General features: G+C 69.4%; 16 protein-coding genes. 5 read left to right on the forward strand and 11 right to left on the reverse strand.

Annotated features, from left to right (window positions below; genetic code table 11):
- Position 1: 1 nt before the first annotated feature.
- The gene (locus tag GNX95_RS34430; protein WP_163511809.1) at positions 2-1192 is read right to left on the reverse strand and encodes an MFS transporter; all 1191 of its coding nucleotides are present in this window, start codon (positions 1190-1192) and stop codon (positions 2-4) included.
- 80 nt (positions 1193-1272) lie between these two features.
- Here GNX95_RS34430 and GNX95_RS34435 point away from each other — a divergent pair, with 80 nt between their 5' ends.
- Entirely contained in the window at positions 1273-1860 is a 588-nt protein-coding gene (locus tag GNX95_RS34435; protein ID WP_222854132.1) for an HD domain-containing protein, read from the forward strand.
- A 16-nt stretch (positions 1861-1876) separates the two neighbouring features.
- Here GNX95_RS34435 and GNX95_RS34440 read toward each other — a convergent pair whose 3' ends face one another.
- Positions 1877-2371, reverse strand: coding sequence for a helix-turn-helix domain-containing protein (locus GNX95_RS34440; protein WP_163511810.1), 495 nt, complete (start codon positions 2369-2371; stop codon positions 1877-1879).
- 74 nt (positions 2372-2445) lie between these two features.
- Here GNX95_RS34440 and GNX95_RS34445 point away from each other — a divergent pair, with 74 nt between their 5' ends.
- On the forward strand, positions 2446-3069 hold the full coding sequence (locus GNX95_RS34445) for an O-methyltransferase (RefSeq protein ID WP_163511811.1): 624 nt from the start codon (positions 2446-2448) through the stop codon (positions 3067-3069).
- On the opposite strand, the gene GNX95_RS34450 is transcribed toward GNX95_RS34445, so the two are convergent.
- Positions 3052-3327 carry a DUF4031 domain-containing protein gene (locus GNX95_RS34450; RefSeq protein WP_163511812.1) on the reverse strand — a complete coding sequence of 92 codons (276 nt, stop codon included), beginning with the start codon at positions 3325-3327 and terminating at the stop codon, positions 3052-3054. The two genes, GNX95_RS34445 and GNX95_RS34450, sit on opposite strands and share 18 nt — an antisense overlap.
- Positions 3328-3773: 446 nt before the next feature.
- Here GNX95_RS34450 and GNX95_RS34455 point away from each other — a divergent pair, with 446 nt between their 5' ends.
- Both GNX95_RS34455 and GNX95_RS34460 read left to right on the forward strand, forming a co-directional pair.
- Complete coding sequence (locus GNX95_RS34455; RefSeq protein ID WP_163511813.1) at positions 3774-5156, forward strand: FAD-binding oxidoreductase; 1383 nt, start codon at positions 3774-3776, stop codon at positions 5154-5156.
- 465 nt (positions 5157-5621) lie between these two features.
- Complete coding sequence (locus tag GNX95_RS34460; RefSeq protein ID WP_163511814.1) at positions 5622-8189, forward strand: alpha-N-acetylglucosaminidase; 2568 nt, start codon at positions 5622-5624, stop codon at positions 8187-8189.
- Positions 8190-8234: 45 nt separating this feature from the next.
- On the opposite strand, the gene GNX95_RS34465 is transcribed toward GNX95_RS34460, so the two are convergent.
- Together GNX95_RS34465 and GNX95_RS34470 are read right to left on the reverse strand one after the other, a co-directional pair.
- Positions 8235-9914, reverse strand: coding sequence for a glycerol-3-phosphate dehydrogenase/oxidase (locus GNX95_RS34465; protein WP_163512111.1), 1680 nt, complete (start codon positions 9912-9914; stop codon positions 8235-8237).
- A gap of 168 nt (positions 9915-10082) precedes the next feature.
- Entirely contained in the window at positions 10083-10490 is a 408-nt protein-coding gene (locus GNX95_RS34470; RefSeq protein WP_163511815.1) for a hypothetical protein, read from the reverse strand.
- 104 nt (positions 10491-10594) lie between these two features.
- Between GNX95_RS34470 and GNX95_RS34475 the strand changes: the two genes are divergently transcribed.
- Entirely contained in the window at positions 10595-12844 is a 2250-nt protein-coding gene (locus GNX95_RS34475; RefSeq protein ID WP_163511816.1) for a S8 family serine peptidase, read from the forward strand.
- Positions 12845-12847: 3 nt separating this feature from the next.
- Here GNX95_RS34475 and GNX95_RS34480 read toward each other — a convergent pair whose 3' ends face one another.
- The 6 genes from GNX95_RS34480 to GNX95_RS34505 form a co-directional block, all read right to left on the reverse strand.
- Positions 12848-14017 (reverse strand): dipeptidase, encoded by a 1170-nt coding sequence (locus GNX95_RS34480; RefSeq protein ID WP_163511817.1) that lies wholly within the window; start codon positions 14015-14017, stop codon positions 12848-12850.
- Positions 13968-14342 carry a hypothetical protein gene (locus GNX95_RS34485; RefSeq protein ID WP_163511818.1) on the reverse strand — a complete coding sequence of 125 codons (375 nt, stop codon included), beginning with the start codon at positions 14340-14342 and terminating at the stop codon, positions 13968-13970. The genes GNX95_RS34480 and GNX95_RS34485 overlap by 50 nt, the downstream gene beginning before the upstream one ends.
- 10 nt (positions 14343-14352) lie before the next feature.
- Positions 14353-14925, reverse strand: a complete 573-nt coding sequence (locus GNX95_RS34490; RefSeq protein ID WP_163511819.1) for an EXLDI protein — start codon at positions 14923-14925, stop codon at positions 14353-14355.
- 184 nt (positions 14926-15109) lie between these two features.
- Positions 15110-16741, reverse strand: a complete 1632-nt coding sequence (gene groL / locus GNX95_RS34495) for a chaperonin GroEL (RefSeq protein WP_163511820.1) — start codon at positions 16739-16741, stop codon at positions 15110-15112.
- A 648-nt stretch (positions 16742-17389) separates the two neighbouring features.
- Entirely contained in the window at positions 17390-18277 is an 888-nt protein-coding gene (locus GNX95_RS34500) for a hypothetical protein (protein WP_163511821.1), read from the reverse strand.
- 178 nt (positions 18278-18455) lie between these two features.
- Positions 18456-18659 carry a cold-shock protein gene (locus GNX95_RS34505; RefSeq protein ID WP_163511822.1) on the reverse strand — a complete coding sequence of 68 codons (204 nt, stop codon included), beginning with the start codon at positions 18657-18659 and terminating at the stop codon, positions 18456-18458.
- Positions 18660-18702 lie beyond the last annotated feature (43 nt).

The following is an 18702-nucleotide window of genomic DNA, read 5'->3' on the forward strand; positions in this document are numbered from 1 at the left end:
TTCAGCGGTCGTACGACCAGTTGCCCGCGAGGGTCGTCAGGCGGCGGCGCGCGGTGACCAGCAGGACCAACGCGGCGGCCATCGCGACGGCCGGCACCGCCAGCGCGAGCCGGAAGCCGCCGAGGTCGGCCAGCGCCCCGGCCGCGGTCGAGCCGGCGGCGTAACCGACGGCGACACCGCTGGACAGCACCGCCATCACGGCGGCCGTGCGGCCGGCCGCGCCGACCCGCTCGCCGAGCGAATAGACGCTGATCATGTACGGCGCGATGCAGAAACCGACGGCCACCACGACCACTGCCGCGCCGCCGACCGTACTGACCAGCATCAACGCCGGTGACAGCAGCACGAGGCCGGCGGCGAAGATCCGCAGCCGCGCCGGATGGCCGAGCCGCGCCGGCAACAATGGCGTCGCCATGCCGGCGGCGGCACTGACCAACCCCATCAACGCGATCACGCCGCCGGCCAGGCCGGCGACACCGGTCGCGGAGGCGAGCGCGGTGATGCCGGCGCCGACACCGCCGAAGAAACCGCCGAGCGCGAGCATCAGGCCGACCAGGATCGCCAGCTCCGCCAGCCGTACGCGGCCGTCCGAGCCGACCGGCGACCGGCCGGCCACCGCCGCCGAGCGGTGCGTGGCGAACAGCGGCCCGAAGACCGCCACCAACCCGGCGGCGAGCAGGAGGCCGACCGACGGCGACAACAGCGCGGCGAGACCGCCGACCAGCGCCGGTCCGAGCGCGAAGGTCGTCTCGTCGGCCGCCGACTCGTACGACATCGCCGGCGCGCCGGCGCCGTAGCCGATCCATCGCGACCGCGCGAGCGCGCCGATCTGCGTGGTCGTGAGGCCGACGCACAACGCCAGTCCCCACACGACGTACAGGTCGGCTTTTGTGCCGACCGCGACGACCAGGGCGACCATCATGGCGGCGTTGACCGGCGTACTCAGCAGCGTCACCGGCCGCTGGCCGTGCCGGTCGGCGAGCAGGCTGATCAGCGGTCCGCCGGCGGCCATGCCGACCGCGACCAGACCGGCCGCGAGACCACCGGCGGCATAGCTGCCGGTCGCGTCGACCACCAGCAGCAGCGTGCCCAGTTGCGCCATGGCCAGCGGCAGCCGCGCCAGGAAGGCGATCGGCAGGAAGGTCACGCCCGCGAGCGCGGGCAGCCGTCGATAGGACAGCAGGGCTTGCACGGGACTCCTCGTACGGCGAAGGCGCGCCATCCCAGCCCCTGGCGCGCGCGGTCCCTGTGCTGCCACCAGAATACGTCAATGTGCATGACGACCTGCTGATACGTTGGCCACTCCAGGAGCGCTTCGGCGCCGGTCTGGTCGAGCGCTGGCGTGAGCCGCATCGCCGCTATCACACGGTCGAGCACCTGACCGCGATGCTCGATGTCATCGACGCGTACGCGCACGCCGCGAACGACCCCGACGCCGTACGCCTCGCGGCCTGGTTTCACGACGCGATCTATGCGCCGAAGCGCACCGACAACGAGGAAGCGAGCGCCGCGCTGGCCGGCCGGATGTTGTCCTCCGCCGGTCTGCCGCCGGCGCGGGTCGCCGAGGTGCGGCGGCTGGTGCTTTTGACGCGTACGCACGATCCGGCGCCGAAGGACACCAATGGCGCGTTGCTCTGCGACGCCGACCTGGCCGTACTCGCCGGATCGGCCGAGGCCTACGCGGCCTATGTTTTCGCCGTACGACAGGAATACGCGCACGTGTCTGACCCGGCCTTCGCCGCCGGACGGGCCGAGGTCCTGCGCGAAATCCTCGCATTGCCGCGGATTTTCCGGCTGCTGCCGGAATCGTACGAGAACGCCGCCCGTGCGAATGTGCATGCCGAGCTCAGCTCGTATTAGGCCAGGCGTGACGGGACTAACTTTCCGGGATGTTGGGGATGTCGACGCGGTAGAGGCTGAGCAGCACTCCGTACGACTCTCCGGTCGGGTCGTCCCCCAGCCGTTGCGTGAGTTTTTCCAGCTCCGCGGCCAAAGCGCGTGCTTGTTCGGCGGTGAGCCGTATGTGCCGCAGCTGCGTCGTCTCTTCGCCGCCGGGCACCATTTCGTCGAGCGCGGCCCTGACCAGGAACTCCGGCCCGACCGGCGCGTCGGGGTGCAGGGTCAGGCCGCCGCTGGTCGGCTCGTAGTACTGCTCGGTGCCGCCGCGCACCTGCCGCGTACCACCGACGCGGAGCAGGCCCGCGGCTTCCAGGACGCGTACGTGATAGCCGATCGTGCCTTTCGTCGAGTCGAGCGCGGCGGCGAGTTGCGCAAGTGTCGCGGGCTGACGGCGAAGGACGAGGAGCAGTTTGTGTCGCAACGGGTGGCCGAGCGCCTTGAACTGGGCGGGGTCGCGAAGCTCCAGCGGCATCCGGCAAGCATCTAGGAAATTCGTCACTTCGACAAGCCTTGCGAAAGCGTCTAGATTAGTGAACGCTTGTCGCCATGACCCTGGACGACTACCTGTTGGCACATTGCACGCCGGCCGACGACGTGCTGCGCGACCTCGCCGCCGAGACCGCGGTGGCCTTCCCGGACGCCGCCGGGATGCAGATTTCGCATGACGAGGGCGAATTCCTGACGATGCTCGTACGGCTCAGTGGCGCGCGTCATGCCGTCGAGGTCGGCGTTTTCACCGGCTATTCGGCGATCTGCATCGCGCGCGGGCTGCCGGCGGACGGCCGTCTCGTGGCGTGCGATGTCAGCGAGGAGTGGACGGCCGTCGCGCGTACGTACTGGAAACGTGCCGGCCTCGACGACCGCATCGACCTGCGGATCGGCCCGGCGATCGACACCCTGAAGGCCCTGCCGGCCGAGCCGATCGACTTCGCTTTTATCGACGCGGACAAGGAAAACTATCCGGTCTACTACGAGGAGCTGCTGGCCCGGCTGCGGCCCGGCGGCCTGATCGCGCTGGACAACGTGCTGCAGGGTGGTCGCGTACTCGATCCACAAACGCCGCGCGCGCTGGTCGTCCACCAGCTCAACGACCGGATCGCCACCGACGAACGCGTCGAGTCGGTCATGCTGCCGGTGCGCGACGGCGTGACCCTAGTCCGCAAACGGTGACCTGGCTTTGCGGCGGCGCAGGCCGGCATCGATCAGCCTGCGTACGATCTCACGACTCGACGCCGGCTCAGCGCCAGCCGCGAGCGCGTCCTCGTAGTAGCGCGCGGGAATGTCGTAGTGGTCGCGATCGAAGGCCCGACGCGGCACACCAAGCCGCTCCGCGAAGGCGTGCAACTCGTCGTACGACTCGTCACTGACCAGATGCGACCACAACCGGCCCCGACCAGGCCAACGCGGCGGATCGATCAACACGACCATCCGCCCAGTATTTCAATACCTGCTACAGCGCGAAACTGTCGTACCCCCCTGCCAAATTTGGCCCCCACCCAGATCGGGTGGGGGGTGGGTTCGCGTGGAAACTTACCTAAGTTAGAAATTTGGACTTGCGTCTCACTGGTCACATCGGTCACTCCGGCCACTCGCCACTATGCAAGCAAGGCCCCCCTACTTGCGCTGGACGCACGCAAGGGGGCCTTGCGTGCGTCCTCCATCCTCGCAAATGGGGCGTTTAGCGCTACAGGGCGCAGATTCAAGATCAACTTCTAACTTATCTAAGTTTCCAACGCGAACCCACCCCCCGCCCGTTTTGGGTGGGGGCCCAGATTGGCAGGGGGTATGACAGTTTCGGGCTGTAGCGGGTAGATCGACGGGGGTGGCGTTATGCACAGGGACAGAAGGGCTGGTGGCTCCCTAGGATCGAGGTCATGACGACTATCCCGGCCGCGGCTGTCGGTGAGCTTCGCGAGCGGCTTGGTGGTGCCGTGGTGCTTGACGAGGACGTGCGGTCGGCGTACGCGCATGACGAGGCCGACCTGGTCGAGCACGGGATGCCGGCGTGCGTCGTCCACGCGCGCAGCACAAACGATGTGGTCAACACCCTGAAAACAGCCGCGAAGTATGGCATTCCGGTCGTGCCGCAGGGCGCGCTGACCGGCCTCGCCGGCGCGGCGAACGCGATCGACGGATGCGTCGCGCTGAGCCTGCGCAAGATGGACGAGATCATCGAGATCGACCCGGTCAACCGGCTCGCGGTCGTCCGGCCGGGGGTGGTCAACAAGACGCTCACCGAGGCGGTCGGCAGGCACGGCCTGCGCTATCCGCCGGATCCCGGCTCGTGGGAGAGCTCGACGATCGGCGGCAACGTCGCGACCAACGCCGGCGGCATGTGCTGCGTGAAGTACGGCGTGACGGCCGAGTACGTGCTCGGCCTGGAGGTCGTGCTGGCCGACGGCGAAGTGCTGCGGACCGGCCGGCGCACCGCCAAGGGTGTCGCCGGCTATGACCTGACCAGGCTTTTCGTCGGCAGCGAAGGCACACTCGGCGTGATCACCGAGATCACCCTGGCGCTGCGGCCGGCCAGCGAGGGCGCGCTGAGCCTGGCGGCGGTCTTCGGCGACACGGTCAGCGCCGGCGCGGCGGTGTCGGCGATCGTCGCCGACGGGCGTACGCCGAGCCTGCTGGAGATCATGGACCAGACGCTCATCCGCGCCATCGAGGACTACCGGCCGATGGACCTGCCGACCGACGCCGCCGCGCTGCTGCTCGCCGCCGTCGACGATGGCTCGAGCGCGCAGCTGGAGCGGATCGCCGAGCTGTGTACGGCGGCCGGCGCGACCGAGGTGCACGTGGCCAGCGACCCGGTCGAAGGCGAGATGCTGCTGGAGGCACGCCGGCTCGCGCATCCGGCGATGGAACGGCTCGGCCATTTCATCGTCGACGACATCGCGGTGCCGCGCTCCGCGCTCGCCGAGCTCATCGACGGCGCTCAGCGGATCGGCGAGAAACACCAGGTGAAGGTCGCGATGGTCGGCCACGCCGGAGACGGCAACATGCATCCCAACCTGATCGTCGACCGCGACGACCCCGACTCCCACCGCCGCTGCATGGCCGCCTTCGACGCGATCATGCGGCTCGGCCTCGACCTCGGCGGCACCTGCACCGGCGAGCACGGCGTCGGCATGCTCAAGAAAGGCTGGCTGGCGACCGAGATCGGACCGGTCGGCCTGCGTACGCACCGCGCCGTCAAGGCCGCCTTCGACCCGGCCGGCATTCTCAATCCCGGCAAGGTGTTCGACGCTACGGCCTAATAAGGACGGAAAAGTTCCGACGGCAAAGGGCTTATAGCCCACTTTGCGTGGGTGAATCGGTACACAGGATATTTACAACGTTGCAGCCTTGTGCGCAGAATAATGCCTGCGACCGAGGTGGGGCCGGTTGCACTCGACAAGGGGAGCGGCTAGGCGGACCCTAGGCTGCCGCGACCCACGGGCTGCGACACCTGTGGAGTCCCAATGGTCAGATCCGTCCCGCACCTGCCGGCGCTGGATCCCGCCCGGCACCAGTCAACCGCAAAACTCGGGTCACCGCAGGCGTTCGGAGCAGAACGCCGCTAGACCGACAGGCCTCGCGCTGGCCGGCGAAGTCCAGCGCCATCATCCGCCACCGAGAGCCCGCGGCCACGTGGCGCCTGTCGGGACGCCGTACGGCCGGAAACGCAGCACGACAACCGGGTCACCTGCGCAGCGACCGCGACCGCTGCCGAGGAGGAGACGTTGAGTCCGCTGGGAAGATCTCAACAGAGGCTGCCTGAGAACGTTGCCAGAAAGTCCAACTTCGCCGGTGCCGCGCTGGCCGGAGCCCCGACCAGCCCCGCCGTCGGCGGACCGCTCGGCTATCAACGCACACCGCTCGACCTGCACCAGGCGCGCGCGTCGATCACGCGGCTGCTCGGCGGCGATGTGGCTCGCGCGCTGCAGTTCAAGCTGCGGTCGATGATGGCGCCGGCCGGCACCGCCGACGCCTTCCGGATCAGCGGCGCGACCGGCGCGGTCACCCTGGAAGGCACCTCGACGGTCGCCGTGGTGTCGGCATTTCACTGGTGGTTGAAATACGTGGCACGCGGCCACATCTCGTGGACCGGTGACCGGCTGCTCCTCCCCCGGCTGCTGCCGGCGCCGGCAAGACCGATCGTCAAGACCACGCCGATGACGCACCGGTACGCGTACAACTTCTGCGTTTTTGGCTATACGACGCCTTATTGGCAGTGGCCGGAATGGCAGCGCGAGCTGGACTATCTCGCCGCTTCCGGCACCACCCTCGCGCTGTGCCTGACCGGCCAGGAGATCGTCTGGTACGAGACGCTGCGCGAGTTCGGCCTGACCGGCGAGCAGGTGCTCGGCTGGATTCCGGACGCGGCGCACGTGCCATGGCAGTGGTACGGCAGCATCTCCGCCGACGGTGGCGTGACGCTGGACTACCTGCGCCGCCGCGCTCAGCTCGGCCGGCGGATCGCCGACCGGATGCGTGACCTCGGCATCACACCGGTTTTCCCCGCTTTCATCGGCCACGTGCCCAACGACGTGTTCGCCGCCGCCAACCCGCGCGCGACTGTCGTGCCGCAGGGCGACTACGCCGGCCAGCGGCGACCGGACTGGCTGGCCTGCACCGATCCGCTCTACGCCGAGGTCGCGGCGAAGTTCTACGAATGTCAGGCCGAAAATTTCGGCGCCACGACGCATTTCTCCAACGACCTGCTGCACGAGGGCGGCACGCTCGGCGAGGTGCCGCTGAGCGAGGCCGGCCGCGCCGTACAGCGTGCGATGACCGCCGCCAACCCCGGGTCCGTCTGGGTTTTGCAGGCCTGGCAGGGAAATCCGCGGCAGGAGCTGATGACGGCCATCGACACCAGCCGGACGCTGGTGCTCGACCTGGACGCGGATGACTGTCCACAGTGGACGAAGACGGACGCGTTCTGGGGCGCGCCCTGGGCGTGGGGAAGCGTCGGCAACTTCGGTGGCCGGCTGGGGATGTTTGGCAGCGTGCACGAGCCGATGCGCACCCTGCCACGCGTACGCGCGTTGCCGCCGGAGGAGCGCGGCCGGCTGGTCGGCACCGCGCTGATGCCGGAGGGCCACCAGCACAACCCGGTGGTCGGCGACCTGTGGAGCGAGACGCCGTGGCGGCCGGCGCCGGTCGACCCGGCGCTGTGGATCCGCGATTACGCATTGCGGCGCTATGGCCGCGACGACCCGCGCGCGGCGGCCGCCTGGAACGTGCTGCTGACGACCGCGTACGCCGTGCGCGCGAGCGGTCACCGTGGCGGCGAGGGGCCGCACGAGACGCCGTTCGCGGCGATCCCGAGCCTGGAGGTGACCAACGCGTCGCCGTACGGCCCGGCCGGTCCGCGCTATGACCTGGAGCTGTTCGTGCCGGCGGTGGTGGAGCTGGCCGCGGTGCATCCGGCACTGCGCGGGCTGGACACCTACCAGTACGACCTGCTGGACGTGACACGCCAGTTCCTGGCCAACCGCGCGCGCCTGCTGCTGGCCGACATCCGTGCCGCCTATCGCGCGCGCGACCGTAAGCGGCTGGCGGTGCTGACCAATCGCTTCCTGCACTACATGGACCTGACCAACGACCTGCTCGGCACCGGCGAGCATTGGCTGTTTGGCCGCTGGCAGCAGGCGGCCCGCGGCTGGGGTCGTACGCAGGAAGAGCGGGAGCGGCTGGAGGTCGGCGCGCGGACCATCCTCAGCGTGTGGACCGGCGACGCCTTCGGTGGCCTGCACGACTACGGCAACCGCGACTGGCACGGCATGATCGCCGACTACTACAAGCCGCGCTGGGCCCGGTATTTCGCCGATCTGGCCGCCAGTGTGGACACCGGCCGGCCGCCGAGCAGCGATCCGGCCGACTGGCGGGCGATCAGCGAGGACTGGACGACCCGCACCGAGACCTATCCGGCGCGGCCGCGCGGCGACACGTACGCGACCGTGCGGCGCATCCTCAACGACATCTCATCCGAGCCCGGCCAGGGCACCGTCCGCGTGCTGCCGGTGAAGGACGCGCGCGCCGGGGAGACCGTCACGGTGACCGTACGGTTCACCAACCACGACCCGGTGAGGCCGCGTACGAAGGTGCGGATCGCGTTGCCGGCGCCCGCCGGTGGCACGGCCGCGGCGCTCGGGCAGAGCTCCTTCGGCACGGTCGAGCCCGGCGAGTCCGTCCACGCGCGCTGGCAGGTCGAGGTGCCGGCGAGCGGCCTGTGCCTGACGCCGCGCGCGTCGTACGTGGACCGCCGCACCACCTACACCGCCGAGTCTCCCCTCACCTGCCACTGAAAAACGGAACGTCTGGTGCACGGAAAGGGGCGTTCGGAAAACCCGTCAGGCGTGGGTGGCGCCGGCGTCCACGGCATAGCCGCGTACGTCCGGGGCACCGTGCCGCGCGGCGTCGGCGGTCAGGTCGTCCGGCATCCGCTGCGACTCGCGCTCGGCGGCCACGCGCGCGCGATAGTGCTCCACCTCGCGCCGCCGCGTCGCCGCGTCCCAGCCGAGCTCGGCGGCCATCAGGTCGGCCACCTCGTCCATGCTGTCCAGGCCGCGGTGCTCGGTCTCGATGGAGATCCTGGTGCGCCGCGTCAGCACGTCGTCCAGGTGCAGCGCGCCCTCCATCCGGGTCGCGTACGTGACCTCGACGCGCAGGTACTCCGGCGCGCCGGCCAGCGGCCCCGCCAGCGTCGGATTGGCGTCGACCAGCGCCAACAGCTCGCCGGCGAGCGTCCCGTAGCGCTCCAGCAGGTGCTCCATCACGCCGGCGCTGAGGCCGTGCCGGCGAGCCGTCGACGCGCGCGACGACCAGGCGGCGGTGAAGCCGTCGGCCCCGAGCAGCGGCACCTCGGTCGTGCGGCTCGGCGGCACGTTGCGCAGCCGCCGGGCGGCGGCGTCGACGGCGTCCTTGGCCATCACGCGGTAGGTCGTGTATTTGCCGCCGGCGATCAGCACCAGGCCGAGCATCGGCTCGACCACCGCGTGCTCGCGGGACAGCTTGCTGGTCGCCTCGTCCTCGCCGGCCAGCAGCGGCCGCAGGCCGGCGTAGACACCTTCGATGTCGTCGTGCGTCAACGGCCGCTCGAGCACGCGGTTGACGTGCTCCAGGATGTAGTCGATGTCGACACTGGAGGCGGCCGGATGCGCGCGGTCGAGGTTCCAGTCGGTGTCGGTGGTGCCGATCAGCCAGTGGCCACCCCAGGGGATGACGAACAGCACCGACTTCTCGGTGCGCAGGATCAGCCCGCTGTCGCCGGTGATCGCGCTGCGCGGCACCAGCAGGTGGACACCCTTGCTGGCGCGTACGCGCAGGCCGGGCCGGCCGCCGAGCATCTCGGAGATGTCGTCGCTCCAGACGCCGGTGGCGGCGACGACCGTCCTCGCCTTGATCTCGTATTCCTCGTTGCACTCCATGTCGCGTACGCGCACACCGACCACCTCGCGCGCGTTACGCAGCACGTCGATGACGCGCGTACTCGTGACGACGGCGGCGCCGAGCGAGGCGGCCGTACGGGCGACGGTCACGGTGTGCCGAGCGTCGTCGATCTGGCCGTCGAAGTAACGGATCGCGCCGATCAACGCGTCGTTGCGCAGGCCGGGAAAGAGCCGGCGCGCGCCGGTGCGGCTGTAGTGCTTGTGGATCGGCAGGCCGCGCGAGGTGCCGAAGATGCTGCCGAGGAAGTCATAGAGCAGCACGCCGGAGCCGTAGTAGAACCGCTGCCAGACGTGGTGGTTGAGCGGCACCAGGAACGGCACCGGTCGTACGAGGTGCGGCGCCAGCTTGGTGAGCAGCAGCCCCCGCTCCTTGAGCGCCTCGCGTACCAGGCTGAAGTTGAGCTGTTCGAGATAGCGCAGGCCACCGTGGATCAGCTTGCTGGACCGACTGGAGGTGCCAGCGGCGAAGTCGCGGGCCTCCACCAGCGCGACCGACAAGCCGCGCGAGGCGGCGTCCAGCGCCACGCCGGCGCCGGTCACGCCACCGCCGATGACCACCACGTCGAAGGTCTCCGACCGCATCCGCTCGACAGCCCGTTTGCGCTGGACAGGGCCGAGATGGCTGGCGGCGAACCGGGACACTGCGCTGTCTCGAGGCACGCCGTTCACGTTACTGCTCCCGCGTGCCCGCCGCTGCCCGCCCGTCGCGTCCACTTCTGTGTCGCGGATCTCGCCGGGCGGGCAGGCTGGCTAGCAGGCGAAACGGGTCTCGCTGGAGTAGTAGTAATAGGTGCCGATGGCGTTGTCGAAGCGGCCGTTCAGCCGGTACGTGTAGGTGCCCTGACCGTCACAGTGATAGCTGAGCGAAGCGCTGTAGCCGACGTACGCCTTGAGGGTGGCGGAGTAGGAGTCGAGCTTCTCCCAGCCGTACCAGCGCTTGCGCTCCAGCTTCACCACCCACGGGCCGGGCGTGGTGAAGCAGACGTTCCAGTTGGCCCACACCTCGGTGCCGTCGAACTTGCTGTACGGCGGCTGCAGGCTCACGTGCGGCGAGCAGGCCGCGAGGGTCGTCGGCGCGGCGGAGGCGGCGGTCGGCGCGGCCATCGCGCCGACCAGGGCCGCGACCAACGCGAGCGCGACGAGCATCTTCCTGATCATCTTCGGCTGGACTCCCTTTGTCGTCACTGCCCCGCCGAGGAGGCTGTCGCAAGCCGCTAACCAGGCACTAAGTCCCGGCTAAGCCGGCCGTAGAGTACGCGTGCATGCGGGAAAGCACGCGGCAGGGATGGGCCGCCCTCGGTGCCGCCCTCATCGGCCTCATCGCGGTCGGCCTCACCGTCATCGTCGCGTCCATTGGCTGGCTGGCCGAGCAGATCGCGCTCGCGTCCGAGGTCCACCTGTGGGCCGGCATCAGCCCGCTGGTCGCGATCGTGCCGCCGCTGATGACCGGCGCGGTCGCCTCAATCGTCGGCCTGGTGGTCACGTTGCCGTGGCTGCGCGCCACGATGCGGCTGTGGGCCGTCGCCGCCGGTTGTGCCGTGTTGCTCGGCCTGACCAGGCTGGTCCCGTACGACCGCGACATCGTGCTGCGCAACAGCCTCGCGTTCGGCGCCACCATCCTGATCGCCGGCGCGCTGGCGGTCTTGCTGCTTTTCGTGTGGCGTACGGCCAAAAAGACGCCGGCTCAGTGGCTGACGGCGGCAGCGGCCGGGATTCTCGCCTTGCTGCCGTGGGCCCTGCTCGGCGCACTCGGATCGCCCTGGATGACGCTTCTGGCCGCGCTCGCCGCGGCCGCCGTAGCGCTGCTGCTGACCGCTCTGCCGACCGATGACCTGCCGGACAACGCGGTGCTGCGCGGCCTCGTCCTCGGTGTCGCGTACGCGGTCGTGGCGGTCAACGCGGCACCGAGCGGCCTCGGTGTGTTGCTCATGTTTTCGTTGCCGCCATTGGCTTTCGTGGCCGCCACGCTGGTGAACCGATGGGCCGCCGCGGTCGCGGTCGCGCTGGCGATCTTCGGCACGTTCGCGTACGTCGACGCGAGCCAGCTCTCGTTGGTGCTGGAGTTCGACGATGTCAGCAAATACGCGACGATCGCCGCCGGCATCAGCTGGCTGGTCGCCATCGCGGTCGCGTTTTTGCCGCTGCTCCTCAAGAAAAAGTGGATCGCCGGGGCGGTCGCCGCCTGTTGCCTGGCAGCGTTGGTGGTCGCCGGTGTGACCGTACGGCCCGGATTCCACGCCAACGCGATTTTCGTGACGCTGAAACAGGCCGACCTGTCCGCGGTCGCCACGATCCAGGACCCGAGGCAGCGGCGGCGCGCCGTCTATCAGAAACTGACCGCGTACGCGGACGGCAGCCAGCGTGCGATCCGCCGGGCGCTGACCGGTCGGGGCCTGGATTTTCGTTCGTACTATCTGGTGAACGCGGTCGAGGTCATCACCGACGACCCGGCGACCAGAGCCTGGCTGGCCGGTTTCGACGGTGTCACCGCGATCACCGACGCCCCCGTTTTGCGCCCACTGCCGGAAACACCGGCACCGATGACCGGCAACGCGACGGCGCCGACCGGTCCGCTGTGGAACATCACCGCGATCGGCGCCGACAAGGCGTGGACGGCCGGCGCTCGCGGCCAGGGCATCGTCGTCGGCGAGTCGGATTCCGGTGTCGACGTCACGCATCCGGTGCTGGCAAAGGGATTTCGCGGCGGAGCGGACAGCTGGTACGACCCGTGGTATCAGACCAGCACACCGCACGACCCCAACGGCCACGGCACGCACACGACCGCGACCGCCGTCGGTCGTAACGGCATCGGTGTCGCGCCAGACGCACAGTGGATCGCCTGCTCCAACCTCGCGCGCAACACCGCCAATCCGGGTTATTACCTGGACTGCCTGCAGTTCATGCTGGCGCCGTTTCCGCGCGGCGGCGACGCCTTCCACGCCAACCCGGACCGCGGCGCGGACGTACTCAACAACTCCTGGGGTTGTACGGAGTTCGAAGGCTGCCAACCGAAAACTCTGGAACCGGCGGCACACGCGCTGGAAACCGCCGGCGTTTTCGCGGTTTTCGGCGCCGGCAACTCCGGACCGAGGTGCGGCTCGATCGTCGACCCGCTGGCCAACAGCCCAGACGTGGTCTCCGTCGGCGCGGTCGACCGCAACCGCCAGATGGCCGACTTTTCCAGCCGTGGACCGGTTTCCGGCGCCGCCAAACCTGACGTCGTGGCGCCTGGCGTCGGCGTCACGTCGGCGCTGCCGGGCGGCATGTACGGCAGCCTCGACGGCACCTCGATGGCGACGCCGCATGTCACGGGAGTCGTCGCGCTGATGTGGTCGGTGAGTCCGCAGCTGCGTGGCAACGTCACGCAAACCGCCGCCATCCTGCGTACGACCGCCGACCGGCAGGTGCACGACAACAGCACCTGCGGCCGTAACAACGCCGTCGGCGCCGGCGAGGTCGACGCGGCCGCCGCCGTCACGGCCGCACGCGCATACCAACCAGCCCGAGGCTGACAGTCAGCTGTCGACGTCCTCGATGCGTACGCGCGAAGGACCGCGGCGCGCCTGCAGGTCGCGCGCGACCGCCTCGGCGTCCCGGAGCGTACGGATCAGGTTGCCGCCGGCCAGCGCGACCAGGTCGCCGTCCGACCAGCCGCGGTCGGCCAGCTCGGCGAACAGCGCCGGATAGCCGGCCACATCCGGCATGTCGTCGGGGAAAAGCGGATAGCCGTCGTAGTCGCCGCCGATCCCCACGTGCGCGACGCCGGCCACCTCGCGTACGTGCTCGACGTGGTCGGCGACCGTCTTCGCGGTCACCACCGGCCGCGGGTTGCCGGCCAGCCAGTCGCTCATCTCCCTGAGCCCCTCCACCGACAGGTCGACACCGCGGCGTTCTCGCTCGGCCGAATAGCGGCGGCCCCACTCGGCCGCCTCGTCGGTCAGGAACGGCGGCACGAACGTCACCATCACCACGCCGCCGTTGGCCGGCATCCGCGCGAGCACCGGGTCGGGCACGTTTCGTACGTGGTCGCAGACCGCACGCGCCGAGGAATGGCTGAAAACCAGTGGCGCCTCGGTCGCGTCCAGCGCGTCGTCCATTGTGGACGGTGCGACGTGCGAGATGTCGACCAGCATCCCCATCCGGTTCATCTCGCGTACGACCTCGACACCGAAGGCCGTCAGGCCGCCGTGCGCCGGCTCGTCGGTCGCCGCGTCGGCCCAGTCGGTGTTTTTCTCGTGTGTCAACGTCAGGTAGCGGACGCCGAGCGCATACAGCGTACGCAGCGTGGCCAGCGAGTTGCCGATCGAGTGGCCACCCTCGGCGCCGAACAGCGACGCGATCCGGCCACTGGCAAAGATCTTCTCGATGTCGTCCGCGGTCGCGGCCAGGCCGAAGTCGGTCGCGTATCGCTCGATCAGCGCGTGACCGGCGTCGATCTGCTCCAGGGTCGCGGTGACCGCCTGCGCCGGGGGCAGCTCGCACGGCACCCACACCGACCAGAACTGCGCGCCGACGCCGCCGGCGCGCAGTCGCGGGATGTCGGTCTGCGTCCTGGCCACCGGACCGGCCACGTCGACCGCGTCCAGGTCGTAGTTGGCCAGCGTACGCAGCTCCCAGAGCAGGTCGTTATGGCCGTCAACCAGCGGATGGCGGCTCAGCAGGTCGGTGATCCGGCTCGTCGTCATGGCCTTGATCCTGCCCCACCGCGCCGGGCCGCTTCATGCCGATCGGAAAGCCGGCGAAGATCACCGCCGGCAGCAGGAACCACCCCAGCGACGCGATCGCGATCACCGTGCAGAACGCGAGCAGCGCCGTGCCGGCGATCAGCGCCGGCCGCCACGACCAGTTGAACAGCGCCACCAGCAGCGCCAGGCCGGCGACCACCAGCGCGGCCACATACCAGGCCGCCGGCACTCCGCCGAGCCGCTGGACGGTGACCACGTACGTCCAGGCGTACGCGGCCGTCCACACGATCCCCCAGAACACCAGCCACCGCGGCCGTACGGTCATGGCTCGATTATCAGATGTCCAGGTCCTCGACCTGCGGCGTACCCAGGTTTTCCTCGACCAGGTCGGCCAGCTCGGCCGGCACGCGCTCGCGCATCGCCGCCACCGACTCGTACACCTCCAGCACCGCCTCGCCGTGCGGCCCCGACCAGTCGACCCCGCCGGTCGTCGACTCGCCGTCCCAGCCGGCGTGCCAGTCGACGTCCCAGTCCTTGTCCCACACCGAGTTCTCGCCACTGGCCCAGCGGCGCGGATCGCTCCACCTGCGCCAGTCGGCGTGCGTGCGGCGGTGCACGGCGAACTGCTCCTTGGCCGTGCGATAGACGGTGAAGTCCTCGACCTGACCGTCGCCGGTCGGATGCTGCCAGCGCGCCGCCAACGCGCCCCTGAACCGCTTGTAACGCGGCACGCCGCCGCGGCCGACCCGGACTTTCACCTCGGACAAACCCTGCATCTGCGCCTCCCTGGCCTCGACGTACCGGTGCAGTGCCTGGGTGATCGCCGCCGACAGACTGCCGGCGAGCTCCTGCGCTCGCTGGAACACCGGCAGGTCGCTGTCCGCCACGTAGATCGTCTTGTTCGGCATCGCACCTCCTCGTTGACTATGCTTATACATATACGTACGTCCGTCAAGCCCCCTTCTACGCTTGCGGCAGAAGCACGCATGGCCCCCATGCGTGCGCCCAACGCACGCATGGGGGCCATGCGAACAATGCGAAAGGCGGGCCTGGCCGAAGCCAGACCCGCCTCTCAGGACGAGCTGCGGACTCCTAGAAGTCCATGTCTCCCATGCCGCCACCCGGCGCGCCGGCCGGGGCCGGGGTCTTCTCCGGCTTGTCGGCGACGACGGCCTCGGTGGTCAGGAACAGGCCGGCGATGGAGGCGGCGTTCTGCAGAGCGGAGCGCACCACCTTCGTCGGGTCCGGAACACCGGCGGCCAGCAGGTCCTCGTACTCGCCGGTCGCGGCGTTCAGGCCGTGGCCCTTGGGCAGGCCCTTGACCTTCTCCACCACGACGCCGCCCTCGAGGCCGGCGTTGACGGCGATCTGCTTGAGCGGGGCCTCCAGCGCGAGCTTCACGATCTGCGCACCGGTCGCCTCGTCGCCGTCGAGCTCCAGCTTCTCGAACGCCTTCTCACCGGCCTGCAGCAGAGCCACGCCGCCACCGGCGACGATGCCCTCCTCGACCGACGCCTTCGCGGCGCGTACGGCGTCCTCGATGCGGTGCTTGCGCTCCTTGAGCTCGACCTCGGTGGCCGCGCCGACCTTGATGACCGCGACGCCGCCGGCCAGCTTGGCCAGCCGCTCCTGCAGCTTCTCGCGGTCGTAGTCGGAGTCGCTCTTCTCGATCTCGGCGCGGATCTGGTTGACCCGGCCGGTGATCTGGTCGGCGTCGCCAGCACCCTCGACGACGGTGGTCTCGTCCTTGGTGACGACCACCTTGCGCGCGCGGCCGAGCAGCTCGATGCCGGCGTTCTCCAGCTTGAGACCGACGGTCTCGGAGATGACCTGGCCACCGGTCAGGATGCCGATGTCGGTCAGGATCGCCTTGCGGCGGTCACCGAAGCCCGGGGCCTTGACGGCGACGGACTTGAAGGTGCCGCGGATCTTGTTGACGACCAGCGTGGCCAGAGCCTCGCCCTCGACGTCCTCGGCGATGATGACCAGCGGCTTGCCGGACTGCATGACCTTCTCAAGCAGCGGCAGCAGGTCCTTCACGGTCGAGATCTTGGACTCGACGATCAGGATGTACGGGTCGTCCAGGACGGCTTCCTGGCGGTCCGCGTCGGTCACGAAGTACGGCGAGATGTAGCCCTTGTCGAAGCGCATGCCCTCGGTGAGCTCCAGCTCAAGTCCGAAGGTGTTGCTCTCCTCGACGGTGACGACGCCTTCCTTGCCGACCTTGTCGAGCGCCTCGGCGATGATCTCGCCGACGTTGGTGTCGCCACCGGCGGAGACAGAGGCGGTGTGGCCGATCTGCTCCTTGGTCTCGACCTCCTTGGAGGCCTGGGCGAGCTGCTCGATCACCCGCTCGACGGCCTTCTCGATGCCGCGCTTGAGGCCGAGCGGGTTGGCGCCGGCGGCCACGTTGCGCAGGCCCTCGCGGACCAGCGCCTGGGCCAGCACGGTCGCCGTCGTGGTGCCGTCACCGGCCACGTCGTCGGTCTTCTTGGCGACCTCTTTGACAAGCTCGGCGCCGATCTTCTCGTACGGCTCGTCGAGCTCGATCTCCTTGGCGATGCTCACACCATCGTTGGTGATGGTCGGAGCACCCCACTTCTTCTCCAGTACGACGTTGCGGCCCTTCGGGCCCAGCGTCACCTTGACGGCGTCGGCGAGGGTGTTCATGCCCCGCTCGAGACCGCGGCGCGCCTCCTCGTCGAACGCGATCAACTTGGCCATGCGGTGGGTTCCTCCGCTGTTTTCGGCAGCCGATGGTGCTCAGGCTGCGTCTGCTGGCTGGTTTCCACGGCCGGGCCCGATGCCCGCGACGGACGAGTCCACTTGCCGACCCTCACCGCCCCGACCTACGTGTTGGCACTCGTCGACACCGAGTGCCAACCCAAGGTTTAGCACTCTCGGCCCGAGAGTGCAAGAAAGCGGCTGTCGATCGGCCTCGGCGGCGAGCTGGCCGGCGGACAGCGGCCCATGCCGGGCGCGGGGGCTCGCGTACGCGGTGGTCTGGAGCGCGATGGTGAGGATCGAGATGCCGGCGGTGAGCACCGAGGAGATCACGACATTTGACGAACACCTCGCCGTGCTCGAAGAGCAGCACCGGCACCAGCACGAGATACGACAGGTAGAGGTAGAGGCTGGGAAGGACACACAGCATCAGGCCGATGGCGACCCAGCAGGCCGAACAGGACGAACCAGCGGATCGCGACCGGCAGACGAGAGGCTGTCGCCAACACCGGGCCCGCGCCGCGATTGACCGCGACCACCAACCTCCCTGGTCGGTGGCGATCAGCGGATCACCCGGACCGCCGTACGCCGGGCTGGCCGTAGCCGTAGCTGGTCATGCCTTGCTCCCCCGTGGCCGACAGTCGCCGGTTACGGCTGGCTCAGCTCCTGGACCAGCTGCGCCGTGGAGACGGGCGTGCGGCGGCCGCGCAGGGTCGCGTACGCGACGACCTGCAACGGATACGTGAGCAGCCCGATCGCCGCGGCCAACACCGCGCTGACCAGCGTCGCGAGGATCGTGCCGCCGATCAGCGCACCGGTGCTCCGCGCGACCACGGCCCCGACGCCGGCCACGCCGCCGAGGCAGCCGGCGATCAGCGAGGCGACCAGGCTGAGGCCGTAGATGGTCGCGGCGAAGCCCAGCGCCAGGCCGAAGTTCTGGTTGAACAGCGAGAAGGCGCGGCTGAGCGGGTTGTCCCGCTCGAAGGCCACGACCGACGGCAGCAGCAGCGAGACCAGTCCGACGTACAGGCCGGGCACGACGCAGGCGATGAAGCCGACGAAGGCCAGCGCGCCGAAGACCAGGGCCCAGAGCACGATGTGCGGCATCCGCCGAGCGGCGCGCTGGAGGGCGACCCCGAGCGCCGGCCGCTCGTTGGCCGCCGCCATCGCCACCAGGTGTACGGCGACCAGGCCGATGACCGAGCCGATCACGGCCGTCACGACGGTGGCGGCCAGCTGCAGGAGGCTCGACCCGAGCTGGAAGCCGGGGTTGGCGGTGCCGCGGCCGGTCAGGTCGATGCTGGTCAGCCGCCACACCGAGATCGGGGTGACCAGCAGCAGGGTGAGTACGACGAGCGCGATCTCCAGCACCAGGATCTGCTGCCAGGTGCGCTTGGCCAGTTCCAGGCCGCGGCTCCACCAACCGCTGTAGTCACCGGCCACCAGCGGGTCGTTGGGATCGGACAGGCCGGGGCCTGGATAGTGCGCGTACGGATCGCCACTCGGCGGTTCCTCTGGCGGACGCTGGTCGGACATCGCCATCTCCCCGTTCGGGTCGTCGACAGGTGTGGACGCACAACCTATCGGCCGGCACCGACAGCCGCCGCCGGTTGGAAAGAAGTGGCCAGCTGATGCAACAGGACCCGTCCCGCCGGAGCGGAGAACGGGTCCTGGTCATGCAGGGTCTTTGTCGTCGGGCTAGGCAGCCAGCTGGCTAGCCGACGACATGGACCGCCTCGGCCTGCGGGCCCTTCTGGCCCTGGGTCACCTCGAACTCGACGCGCTGGCCGTCCTCGAGCGACTTGTAGCCGTCCATCTGGATGGCGGAGAAGTGGACGAACACGTCCTGGCCGCCATCGACGGCAATGAAGCCGTAGCCCTTTTCAGCGTTGAACCACTTGACGGTTCCCTGTGCCACTGGAGCCTTCCTCACTGCTGGTGCGACAGGTCACGCCCTACTG

The sequence above is a fragment of the Fodinicola acaciae genome (assembly GCF_010993745.1).
GTDB lineage: Bacteria > Actinomycetota > Actinomycetes > Mycobacteriales > HKI-0501 > Fodinicola > Fodinicola acaciae.

Bases quoted from the DNA above. Each gene is read 5' to 3' on its own strand.
- GNX95_RS34440 (WP_163511810.1), bottom strand. From the start codon at position 2,371: ATGCCGCTGGAGCTTCGCGACCCCGCCCAGTTCAAGGCGCTCGGCCAC.
- GNX95_RS34445 (WP_163511811.1), top strand. From the start codon at position 2,446: ATGACCCTGGACGACTACCTGTTGGCACATTGCACGCCGGCCGACGAC.
- GNX95_RS34450 (WP_163511812.1), bottom strand. From the start codon at position 3,327: ATGGTCGTGTTGATCGATCCGCCGCGTTGGCCTGGTCGGGGCCGGTTG.
- GNX95_RS34455 (WP_163511813.1), top strand. From the start codon at position 3,774: ATGACGACTATCCCGGCCGCGGCTGTCGGTGAGCTTCGCGAGCGGCTT.
- GNX95_RS34465 (WP_163512111.1), bottom strand. From the start codon at position 9,914: ATGCGGTCGGAGACCTTCGACGTGGTGGTCATCGGCGGTGGCGTGACC.
- GNX95_RS34470 (WP_163511815.1), bottom strand. From the start codon at position 10,490: ATGATCAGGAAGATGCTCGTCGCGCTCGCGTTGGTCGCGGCCCTGGTC.
- GNX95_RS34475 (WP_163511816.1), top strand. From the start codon at position 10,595: ATGCGGGAAAGCACGCGGCAGGGATGGGCCGCCCTCGGTGCCGCCCTC.
- GNX95_RS34480 (WP_163511817.1), bottom strand. From the start codon at position 14,017: ATGACGACGAGCCGGATCACCGACCTGCTGAGCCGCCATCCGCTGGTT.
- GNX95_RS34485 (WP_163511818.1), bottom strand. From the start codon at position 14,342: ATGACCGTACGGCCGCGGTGGCTGGTGTTCTGGGGGATCGTGTGGACG.
- GNX95_RS34490 (WP_163511819.1), bottom strand. From the start codon at position 14,925: ATGCCGAACAAGACGATCTACGTGGCGGACAGCGACCTGCCGGTGTTC.
- groL (WP_163511820.1), bottom strand. From the start codon at position 16,741: ATGGCCAAGTTGATCGCGTTCGACGAGGAGGCGCGCCGCGGTCTCGAG.
- GNX95_RS34500 (WP_163511821.1), bottom strand. From the start codon at position 18,277: ATGTCCGACCAGCGTCCGCCAGAGGAACCGCCGAGTGGCGATCCGTAC.